8 protein-coding genes are annotated in these 11,726 nt (G+C 45.9%); 1 reads left to right on the top strand and 7 read right to left on the bottom strand.

The features are described from left to right. Positions 1–154 precede the first annotated feature (154 nt). The 4 genes from V6668_RS09365 to V6668_RS09350 all read right to left on the bottom strand — a co-directional run bounded on the left by V6668_RS09365 (position 155) and on the right by V6668_RS09350 (position 7,531). Positions 155–2,977, bottom strand: a complete 2,823-nt coding sequence (locus V6668_RS09365) for an endo-1,4-beta-xylanase (protein ID WP_338708235.1) — start codon at positions 2,975–2,977, stop codon at positions 155–157. Between the two features lie 273 nt (positions 2,978–3,250). Further along, positions 3,251–4,255, bottom strand: a complete 1,005-nt coding sequence (locus V6668_RS09360; RefSeq protein WP_017689571.1) for a LacI family DNA-binding transcriptional regulator — start codon at positions 4,253–4,255, stop codon at positions 3,251–3,253. A 129-nt stretch (positions 4,256–4,384) separates the two neighbouring features. Next, on the bottom strand, positions 4,385–5,392 hold the full coding sequence (locus V6668_RS09355; RefSeq protein WP_338708234.1) for a globin-coupled sensor protein: 1,008 nt from the start codon (positions 5,390–5,392) through the stop codon (positions 4,385–4,387). Positions 5,393–5,635: 243 nt separating this feature from the next. Further along, positions 5,636–7,531, bottom strand: a complete 1,896-nt coding sequence (locus V6668_RS09350; RefSeq protein WP_036669848.1) for a PrkA family serine protein kinase — start codon at positions 7,529–7,531, stop codon at positions 5,636–5,638. Between the two features lie 361 nt (positions 7,532–7,892). On the opposite strand from V6668_RS09350, the gene V6668_RS09345 reads away from it, so the two are divergent. After that, positions 7,893–8,738 (top strand): DUF2161 domain-containing phosphodiesterase, encoded by an 846-nt coding sequence (locus tag V6668_RS09345; RefSeq protein WP_338708233.1) that lies wholly within the window; start codon positions 7,893–7,895, stop codon positions 8,736–8,738. Positions 8,739–8,849: 111 nt separating this feature from the next. Here V6668_RS09345 and V6668_RS09340 read toward each other — a convergent pair whose 3' ends face one another. The 3 genes from V6668_RS09340 to V6668_RS09330 all read right to left on the bottom strand — a co-directional run bounded on the left by V6668_RS09340 (position 8,850) and on the right by V6668_RS09330 (position 11,683). Then, positions 8,850–9,476 (bottom strand): FMN-dependent NADH-azoreductase, encoded by a 627-nt coding sequence (locus tag V6668_RS09340; protein WP_036610012.1) that lies wholly within the window; start codon positions 9,474–9,476, stop codon positions 8,850–8,852. Between the two features lie 190 nt (positions 9,477–9,666). Further along, entirely contained in the window at positions 9,667–10,890 is a 1,224-nt protein-coding gene (locus V6668_RS09335; protein ID WP_036610015.1) for a PLP-dependent aminotransferase family protein, read from the bottom strand. Between the two features lie 136 nt (positions 10,891–11,026). Next, positions 11,027–11,683: a response regulator transcription factor gene (locus V6668_RS09330; RefSeq protein ID WP_017689577.1), complete on the bottom strand. Its 657-nt coding sequence runs from the start codon at positions 11,681–11,683 to the stop codon at positions 11,027–11,029. Positions 11,684–11,726 lie beyond the last annotated feature (43 nt).

Genomic DNA, 11,726 nt, shown 5'->3' with positions numbered 1-11,726 from the left:
CAACAGACTTAGTTGAAGCCGTTGTCATACATTGGAACCCGTTTATATGAATGTATATAGTCTAAACGTCCCAGCCTTTAAAATCAACACTTATTTCCAGATATACAATGTTGAATAGCTAACATTCTTATATTCTAATTCACAACTAAATATTCTATTTACGAGTCAGTAACAGACTGCCGAAGCCGGAAGTATCTTGATAAGAATTACCTGATGAATCACTCCAGATGGACACACTGCTTCGCTTGCCATCCCCAGCGCCATCATCATTAACTTGAAGGTCAAACCCAATCCATCTTTGCCCTTCAGCACGAACGCTGTCTAGTGGGATTGCCACTTCAACTGTATAACCTCCGCTTGTTAATCGGGTAGCTGATTTGAAACTTTCTTTCCGTGCATTTCCACCAAAAGAAGCCTCATTATCAAAATTGACCCGGTACTGGGCGTCATCCTCCTGATAGAATGTTGTCTGATCTTTGCTCGGGTCGATAAAAATCTCGATTGAATCCTGCTCATGTGCATTAGAACTTAATTTGCTTCGCAAAGGATCTTTCACATCTGCCAATACGTACAGGTATTTCTCATCCCATAACAGCTGTGCAGTCGCCGTTGCACCGGCGTTTCCGACTACCCAGACATCCGTTTTAACAGATGCAGCCTTTTTCCAGACGTTATCCTTTTTTGCATCAATGACAGGTTTGCCATAAGTGACCTTGGTTTGTTTCAAAACAGAACCGAGCTTCAGTTTGCCCCGGTTGGCTGGTTTGTCCGGCTGTTGATTGGAAATATCATTCCAAACAATGGTCGCTGTCTTTCCAGCAGCATATTCATCCGTAATCCGAAAATCCAGAGACAAGACCTGGCCTTCGGTAAGTAAAGCAGCTGACATAGGCAGTGATGCGTATACAACATACCCGGTTTTTGTCTCCTGTACGTTGTAAGTATTTTTATCTTTGCCTTTACCGCCATCCCGTTTAAATGTATATTGACCATTTGCAGACGGCGGATTTTTCTTCTTGGCAGACAGATCAGCTTCAGAAGTTGCAGCGCCTGTCCCCTTGACTTCTTCCGCGAGGAAAACCTGCACCTGATCCCCTTTGCGACGTGTGGTATCCTTCACTTCCACTCGTAAATTCACCTTTTTGGCATCCCACATCATACGAGCCTCACCCGTAACCGCAGATGTACCATCTGCCAGATGATTAATTTCGAGTCCTTTCACAGCACCCCAAAGAATATCTTCCTGTCCTTTGTGGTTCGGGAAAGAAGGGCTGGCCTTCAATGCTGTCCATTCATTACGATAGATCGGAAGGGTGGTAGGGTCCACCAGTGCCCAAAATGCCGGTTTTGCTTTTAATTTACGATCAAATAACAATGGTGCATCTTTGCGTCCTTTGACTGGATGATTGTCAAGCCATGTACCATCATCCGCAAGTCCCCATACTGTAACACTGTCCATTACGCCGCGTTTTCCCAATTCGTCGAACAGGTCGAATAGCTCACGATAACGATAGGCTTGTTGCAGCATTAATTCATCTGTTACAGGCATCTCCAACTCGGAATTACTTGAATAGATCGAAACGTCCAGCTCTGTAACCTGTACATTTACACCAAGAGCGATCACTTTCTCAAAAGCCTCACGAATGAGCTTTACATCCGGTCCGTACATGGATACATGCATCTGGAATCCAACTGCATCAATCGGTGTTCCTTTGGCAAGCAGCTTCTCTACAAGCTTCACCATATCATTCACCTTGTTTCCATTGCCCTCCATTCCATAGTCATTAATCACCAGTACAGCATCGGGGTCAGCCTCACGTGCATAACGGAAAGCCAGCTCAATGTAATCACTGTCATCTCCGTCGCCATCTACATCCCCAATAATATCTCTCCACTTGGAATTACTGGCCTCATTCCGCAAGCCGCCTCCGTCTGAGATGACTTCATTGACGACATCCCATGTATGAACCTTTCCTTTGTACCGGGTCACGATGGTTTGAATATGGGTTTTCATCCGCGCAAGCAACTGTTCCCTCGTGGCAGGTTTCGATGCATCATTCGGATCAGTAAAGAACCAATTCGGCACCTGACTATGCCATAACAGCGTATGACCTCTGATTTCCATGTCATTTGCTTCGGCAAACTTCACCAAGCGATCTGTCTCTGACCAGACAAACTCTCCTTCCTTGGGCTGCATCGCATCCATTTTCATAAAATTGTCCGCTGTAATACTATTAAAGTGTTTCGTCAACAACTGGGAATGCTGGTTTTCCGCGTCTAGTGCAGACTGGTTGATGGCAGCTCCCATTGCGTAATTTTGTCCCACGATATCGACCAGATTCGGAATATCCTTCTCAATTTCAATTTTCTGAGCAGCCGTAATCAGAACATCATCCACGTAAAATGAAATCGTATCTGACGGCGTCACTTCCGCTGACGTCTTCCATGGTGTCTCCACATACATGCGGAATCCGGTGATGCCACTATTTTCTTCGGGAATCACCACATCGGCCTCGACTTTTTTCCACTGTCCTTTGTTCAAGGTAGCGGAGGCAAAGGTAGCATATTCAAGACTCGAAGCGTCTTTATTGTATTCTTTCTCGAGTGCACCGTTAAGGACCTGACTGTCCGGCCCTTCATCGTACATGGCCCAAAATGAAATATGAACTGTGCTGCCCTTCTGTACATGATCCAGCACTTCAACTAAGGGTCCATGGAACGTTTCGGTACGTGAAGAGGTTCTCAGGCTGCGTGTACTGTCATGACCTACTTGCGTTACGATATCAAGCTTTTCACTTGCACGTGGACGCCATTGTCCCAACACACCATCTTCAAAATCAGCCTTGAACAGTACTTCATCATCGCCAGTCTTAACGTCCGCTGCCGAAGCACGTGCCCCTCCGGTTCCCACACTTGGGAACAAACTGAAGATCAATACAGCCGACAAGCACAAGCTCCACCATTTTCTCAAATGCATCCGATCTCCTCCTTGGTTCGTTGTTTGTGAAGAATAACCTTTGCTCTGCCACGTGCCAGCCCTTTACAAGATCGTTATACAGGATGGATAGATGCAAATGGACAGAAAATTGTAAGCACTTTCATTATACGATTGCCAGTAAACTTTGTTTACCCGTTAAACTATAGGACTTGCACCACTCCATCAACCATATGTTTCCAAATGAGATGTATAACGACAAAAAGCACAGCTTATTAGCTGTGCTTCGTGTAAACATCTTTACTATTTACGTTTCTAAGCTTTTAAAGGTGCTGTCGTCTGACGGATGACCAGATTGGAAGGTTCCGTCACCACAGGAGGAGAATAAGATGGATTCTCGATCATGGCAATCAGATATTCAATGGACTTAATGCCAATGGAATAGATATTCTGATTCACCGTGGTCAACCCCGGTTTGAATACCTCAGCATAATACGTGTTATCGAACCCGACAACCGAGATATCTTCTGGTACACTCAGTCCATGCTTTTCAATTTCATGAATCGCACCAAAGGCAGACATGTCTGATGCACAGACAATTCCCGTTGGTTGATCCTGAAGTGCCAGCAATCGCCGGGCAGCCTTGCTTCCCCCGTCGAAGGAATAATCGCAGATCTCCAGATATACCGTAGAATACGGGATGCCGCATTCTCGTAGCCCTTCCCGATATCCTTCCAGTCGCAGATTGGCTACAGCAGGTCCAAGTGTCCCTGAGATATAGGCAATTTTGCGGTGCCCAAGCTCATGCAGATGTTTGACACCCATCGAGATTCCGTTCGCGTTATCCGTAGTAATGTAACCAGCACGTTTGCCCAACATGTCCGTATCAACAAACATCGTTGGAATCTCTGCATCCACCAGTTCCTGAATACTCGCATTTTCTCTGCCTTCCCCGAATACCACAACGCCATCCACATTACGACTGCGGCAATGTTTGATAAACGAGTACGCCGGATCATCGAATCGAGTAGACAACCGGACCAGGTCATATCCACTGTTCTCCAGCGCTGTCTTGATCCCTTCCAGCAACTCCGACACAAAAGGGTTCGTAAACGGAACCGTTAACAGTACTCCCACCGTCCATGAACGGCGTTTGACAAGTCCACGTGCGACCACATTGGGTTGATATTTCAATAATTCGATGGCTATATTGACTTTTTTGCGTGTTTTTTCACTTACATCAGGATAATCGTTTATCACTTTGGAAACGGTTGCAACAGATACTCCCGCTTCCTTGGCTACATCATGGATAGAAGCCATCTGATCACCTCAACCTCTTTCGAATCCCCTGTCTCCGGCTGCATTTTCTATAACATCGGCAGGTTTGTCTACCCATTATAGCTTAAAACAGCCTGAAACGGTATGGAAGGTTCCTAATGCTTTTAAGCTCTATTCCTGCTGTTCCAGATTCTTCAAATCCAGAGACAGTTTCTCCATTGTTGTTGCAAATACAGCGAGTTCAGCCGAGCGTGAAGCTTGGCTACGTGCTCCGCGAGACGTATGATCCGACTCCTGCTGCACACTGCTCAGTTTCTTCATGATCTGCTCCAGATTAGACTGAATCTTACCCTGGGCATCCCGGGAACTGGCTGCAAGCTTGCGCACCTCACTAGCGACTACTTCGAAGCCACGTCCAAACTCTCCTGCATGAGCAGCTTCAATCGCTGCGTTCAGGCCGACAAGATGACTCTGATCCGATATCTCGCGAATGAGTTCACCCATTTTTCCGATCTGCTGGATCTCTCCTGTTAATTCGGTAAGCATAACCTGAGCCTGATCCTGAGAAGCCGCTGTTTCTTTGGCTACATTTGATATCGCCATTGCACTTTCATTTAATTCACTAATCATGCCTGTAAGCTCTTGGGTAATCTGCGTAATTGCCTGTAATGTATGTTGTTGGTCATCGGCAAGCTGATGTAACTTTTCTTTTTCTTTCTTCTCATAGGCTTCAAGGACAAGCTGTGAATCCAGATTAAACATTTTGCTGAGCGCTTGAATGACAAGATGCCAGGAATCAGGGATAACCTGTTGGAATATGCTCGTTGCAATATCCAGGTAGACCATATAGGTACCCAGATAATAATCTTCAGACAGACCAATCCGTGAATGCACAAGTCCAATCGCAATCCGTTGCTCAATATATGCGTCGTCCACGATTCCATCCGTCATTGATAACCAGTACATCTTCTGTGTTTCTTTTAGACGATCAATGGTAGAGAATCGAGCGATCAGATCTACCAATTCAGGATAATTCCCCACATGATTGTAGAAATGATCCACCACTTCATTAACGACTTTTTTAAAAACAGGCCGATGATCGGCAAGCAGTTTTAGATCCCCTGCGGTTAATCCCATGTAATCAAGTTGCTTCTGTCTTGTTGCGGAAATACTGCTCATATCTGGTTCAGTCAGCTCCTTAATAAACACTAAATTACTTTAAATTGTAAATATATGTATTGATTATAGACTAAAATACCTAAATATACATATACCATTAGAACTAATTCTCTTTAAAATTAACCTTATTTGTCAGCTTTTTAGACTAATATGACCTTCATGTAATTAAAAAGGCCCTGACCCTGCTGTGAAGGAGCGTCACAACAGGCATCAGGAGCCTGATCCGGAATGGTTCGTTGCCGATTAGCGATTAAGCAGACTACCCACATAACGTAACAGTTCATTCGCGCTGGCTGCAGTGTATCCATGTTCCTCAATTAAGCGTTTAATGACTTCATTCATACGTTTCAATTGTGTTGCATCCGGTGTTTTGGTTGAGGTTGTGATCTTGACAATATCTTTCAGATCGGTGAACAACTTTTTCTCAATCGCTTCACGCAAACGGTCATGGCTACTGTATTCAAACTTGCGCTCCTTGCGGGAGTATGCCGAGATTCGGATCAGAATCTCTTCTCTGAACGCTTTCTTTGCATTCTCGGAGATCCCGATCTGTTCCTCTATGGATCGCATCAGACGCTCATCCGGGTCCATCTCTTCATCCGTGAGCGGGTCACGCATCTTGGACCAGTTGCAGAATGCTTCAATGTTATCGAGGTAATTCTCGAATAACGTTCTTGCGGATTCCTCGAATGAGTAAACAAATGCTTTCTGCACTTCCTTCTTGGCCAGTTCATCATACTCCTTGCGTGCAAGAGCAATGAAGTTCAGATAACGCTCCCGCTCTTCCTTCGTGATCGAGGCATGTTGGTCCAGACCATCCTTGATCGCCCGCAGAATATCCAGCGCGTTAATGCACTGAAGATTTTGCTTAATCAAAGCACTGGAGATCCGGTTAATGACATACCGTGGATCAATGCCGGACATCCCTTCATCCAGATACTCATTTTGCATCTCGCGCAGATCAGCTTCTTTGTATCCTTCCACTTCTTCACCATCATACATGCGCATTTTTTTAACGAGATCCATGCCTTGTTTCTTCGTTTCCTTCAAGCGGGTAAGTATGGAAAAAATGGCTGCAGTCCGCAGTGCATGCGGTGCAATATGAACATGCTTCATGTCACTTTGCTGAATGAGCTTGGCATAGATTTTCTCTTCCTCGGATACCTTCAAGTTGTACGGAATCGGCATGACAATCATCCGGGATTGCAGTGCCTCATTCTTCTTGTTGGAGATAAAAGACTTATACTCCGATTCATTCGTATGCGCCACAATCATTTCATCCGCACTGATTAAGGCAAAACGTCCTGCTTTGAAATTTCCTTCCTGCGTGAGCGACAGGAGATTCCATAGGAATTTCTCATCACATTTCAACATCTCCTGGAACTCCATTAACCCACGGTTCGCCTTGTTCAACTCCCCATCAAAACGATAGGCACGTGGATCGGATTCGGAACCAAACTCCGTAATGGTGGAGAAGTCGATACTCCCCGTCAGATCGGCAATATCCTGTGATTTCGGATCGGATGGACTGAACGTTCCTATTCCCACGCGATTATCTTCGGAAACAATGACCCGTTCCACCGGTACCTTGCTGATATCACCACCATATTCGGTACGGAGTCTCATCTGGCAGGATGGGCAAAGGTTACCCTCAATACGGACTCCAATTTCCTTTTCCACTTCAGGACGAAGCTCCAGCGGAATCAAATGCAGCGGTTCCTCATGCATCGGGCATCCATCAATGGCGTATATGGCACCTTTCTCTGTCCGCGAGAACTGTTCAAGCCCACGCTTCAGCAGCGTCACCAGCGTCGATTTCCCTCCACTTACAGGACCCATCAGGAGCAAGATCCGCTTCCGTACATCCAGACGGCGTGCTGCCGAGTGAAAGTATTCTTCAACCAACTTTTCAATCGAACGGTCCAGCCCAAAGATCTCCTGTTCAAAAAACTTGTACCGCTTATGCCCACCTACTTCTTCCACCCCAAACGATTCAATCATCTCATACACTCTGGCGTGAGCCGTCATTGCCGGAGTCGGGTCCTCTCTCAGCAGTGCAATATAATCTTCAAATGTTCCGTTCCATGTCAAACGGTCACTCTCTGCCCGATGTTCCGCAACGCGTTCAAAAATATTCATGCTTGGTACCTCCCATGGCTCCTTTAGTGTGATTGTCAACCATTCCGAATGGTATGAAGAAATCAATAGAATTGCGGCTCCTGCTTGAATACCAATCTTGCGGTCCTGTGTAGTCCCGCCACCCTCTGTCCAAACGTCTTGTTTTGTTGTGAAAAGTGTATTACATACCTATGCGGCAATTCGGATAAGTTGACCTCTTTTTTTCAATCAACCGCTTCGAATTTTGGCTTTTCCCTGTTCTATCAGACATCTTGTGCCTTCAGAAAAAAAAGAACGAATATGATATAATGAGGGTTCTAAATTCAGGAAACCGGACAACACATGGTCAGAGACAGGCCACTTCTGGAAAGGAGCACGGACGATGGCAGTGAAATACGAAACCGAATTATATTCGCCTGTGAAGGCGTTCTTCGAGCAGCGTGGCTTCGACGTCAAGGCGGAAGTCAGACATTGTGACCTCGTCGGAGTCAGACCGGACCAGGACGAACCACTCATTGTGGAGATGAAAAAAACATTTAACCTCTCCTTGTTGCTGCAGGGCATGCAGCGCTTGAAACTTAGCCCGTTCGTGTATCTGGCCGTCGAGCGCAATCGCAGTAAACGTGGAGCCGTAAACCAACGCTGGAGCGAACTGACCGCACTATGCAGACAGCTCGGTCTGGGGCTGCTGACTGTCACATTTTACAAAACCAAAGCTCCCCTGATTGATGTATTGTGCGAGCCCTCCGCCCTGATCCCCCCCACTGGCCGCAATCAGGTTGCCCGTAAAAGCGGAGTTCGGCGGAAACGATTGCTCAAGGAATTCGACGAACGCAGCGGAGACTACAATACGGGAGGCAGCACACGAAGACAGCTGGTCACAGCATATCGTGAGAAGGCTTTACGTGTCGCATCCGCTCTACGAACGAACGGAGAAGCCTCTCCAGCCAACCTTGCCAGACAGACAGGTGTAGGTTCTGCCGCAGCGATTCTGCAAAAAAATTATTATGGCTGGTTTGAACGCCTCTCCCGTGGAAAGTATATTTTGACGATTAAGGGAGTACAGGCGTTAACCGAGCATGCACACATGCTTGAGGATAATGATATGATTGAACGAACCATTAATGAACTCGATGTAACGTATTCTGTATCTGGTGTAAATAAGGACGACCTTGCACACATTGCTGAAACAGCGGAGCAGTACTTAAAAAATACAGGCCATATCTGATATGAAACCACTCGAAGTAAGTGATATGAAAAATGAGAAGACAAAAAAAACACCTGTAATCTCCACTGGAGACTACAGGTGTTTTGATGTGTTCTATATAGAAGATTGTTATTAGAATTTTACTGCTACTTCGGAAGCCAATTTCAGACCTGCAGTAACGATTTCTTCAGCACGATCTGCAGAAGCATTATGTCCTTCAACGATAACCACTTCAGGGTTTTGAATGCCCCACAAGCCGAGAACTGTTTTCAGGAAGTTCAGGGACATTTCAGCAGCTGCCATTGGGCCTTCGGAATAAACGCCACCACGTGCGTTAAGCAAAGCTACTTTTTTGTCGCCAGCAAGTCCTACAGGACCTTCAGCAGTGTATTTGAATGTTTTACCAGCTTGGCTCAGGTAAGCAATGTAGTTTACCAATGGAGCTGGAACAGTGAAGTTCCACAGTGGGAATGCAAATACAACTTTGTCAGCTGCCAGGAATTGATCTTGCAATTGTGCTGCAAGTGAAGCTGCTTTTTGCTCGTCAGCTGTCAGTTCAAAACCGTTAGCTGCTTTGTAAGTACCTGTGATAGCAGTGTTACCATAGAATGGGAATTCTGTATTGTAGAGATCCAACTCAGTAACTGTGTCACCTGGGTGGGACTCTTTGTATGCGCTCAAGAATGCATCGTACAATTTAACGCTGACTGCTTGATCTGCAGGACGGTCATTTGCTTTAACAAATAAAATATTAGACATGTTGAATTTTCCCCCGTTAAATAAAATATATGAGTGCTTTTCCTGAACTGGCCACCATTGTAGCTTATATAAAGAAACCAACAACTCATTAATTCATATTATATATAAAAATGTTAGTGGATGCAATAACGTAATCACTTTGGTCATGAACCAATTTTAATTTTTGCTACAAAATCTATTTTGATCTGACTTAGCTACGAGCCGTAAATTCGGAAATGGCTTCACTGATCAGGTTCATGCCAAGCAGCAATTCATCCCGGCCCGGATGGCTAAAGTTCAATCGGATGTAACGTTGATCCTGTACACCTGTGGAGCATAGTGATCCAGGAAGAAAAGATACACCTTTGGGCAAAGCCGCTTTAAGCAGAGCGCCACTATCCAACCCTTCCGGCAACTGTACCCACAGATACATTCCGCCCTCAGGGATGTTGTACTGACACCCTTTCCAGCCCGGCCTTTTTAACAGTTCAAGCATCAGTTTGAGTCTTGTCTTATACTCCCGATTCAACATCGATAGGTGATCACTCCAACGAAAAGGGGAATGAGCAAGCAATTGATACAACAGCCGCTGATTCATCGGACTGGACTGACCATCTGCAATTCGTTTAACCGAGGCCATTGCCTGAATCAGCGCAGGATGTCCAGCGGCCCATCCGGTTCGAAGAGCGGGCGCTACCGTTTTGCTGAATGAACCAATGTAGAGAACATGTCCACCCTGATCGGCAGTATCCAGTGCAAAGAGTGAAGGATATTTACGATAGAATTCCGTTGGCTCAAGGCCATCAAAATGGAGCTCCCCGTAAGAATCATCTTCCACAAGCAGTACACCATAGCGCGAACACAGTTCAAGGACAGCCTCCCGCCGCTCCATACTCCACAAAGCACCGGTCGGATTCGAGAAACTGGGTGCAGCAAAAAGCAGCTTCGGTCTAACCTGCTGCATGTGATGCTCCAAAAGGTCTGGCAGTATGCCGTCCCGATCACCCATTACGGGCACAATCTTGGCTCCTTGCATCTCCAATACCTCAAGACAGCCTGGAGATGTGGGATGTTCAACCAGTACAGAATCTCCTGGCTCAAGCAATAGACGCATCACCAGATCGATGGCCTGCTGGGTACCAGTGGTCAACAGAATCTGCTCGGGTACCGTTCGTATGCCTTTGCGTGCATTCCAGTCTTTGTTCAACCACTCTCTTAGGGGTGTGTAGCCTGCTGGCTCTCCATATTGCAATGCGGAAGGGCCTGAACTAAAGACAGACACCGCTGCTTCTTCCAACAATTTGAAAGGAAACAACTCCTCCGCAGGCAATTCTTCCGCCAGAGAAATGAAATAATCCCTGCCAGACATCTCACGTATATCCCTCAGTGGTGATGACAAAAGCCTGTTGGTACGGGAAGCAAAGAAATATTTCATCGATCCGTTCCCCTTTCGTCCCTATTCCGAAACTGTACTCGCAGTCCGCAGCCCTACAACCTATTCCTGCTCACCATCGAATATGACCGGATGCATACCGAACTGTTGTGATCATGGGAAGAACAGACCTGTTTCGTCAGGATCCCGTCTTCACTTGTCTTGCATGCAAGGCATAACGTTCAATGGCCTGTGCTCTACTGCTCACTTCCAGCTTCACGTATATTTTACGCAGGTAATTATCAATGGAACGTCTGCTAACGTTGATCTCATTCGCTATTTTATCATAGGTTACACCCTGAACAATTCTTTCCATGATAAAAGTTTCGGTTTCTGTTAATTCAATGACACGTGCTTCTGTCGGAGACTCCACAGGTTGCGCCCACTCCGCACTGTTTAACCACGACAATGGAATGGACACATGGCCCTCACGCAATCCAGAGATCAGATGAATCAGCTGGCTAGGGGAAGCCTGTTTGGATAACATGCCGCTAGCACCAAGGCTCATCAGATGACGAAACAGCTTCACATTGTCTTCATCCGTCAAAATAATGATGTGACTGTGAGCTGACAGATTCTTCATCTGGGCAATATATTGATCTGCCTGACCCTCCGGAAGACGATAATCCATCAGAATCAGATCAGGCTGGTGAATATTCACCAGATCGAGCCCTTCTGTTCCGGTCGAAGTCATGCCACGTACCGTCAGATCTTGCTGCTCTTCCAAAATCAATTTTGTACCGAGCATGCTGGTGGGGTGGATATCTATGATGACCACCTGCCATACTTTTTTCATTGTTGTTCCCCCTGTTATGTATTGGACAAATAACTTTTAAATT

The sequence above is a fragment of the Paenibacillus amylolyticus genome (assembly GCF_036894225.1).
GTDB classification, from domain to species: Bacteria; Bacillota; Bacilli; order Paenibacillales; family Paenibacillaceae; genus Paenibacillus; species Paenibacillus amylolyticus.
This window is presented reverse-complemented; position numbering and strand designations above follow the sequence as displayed.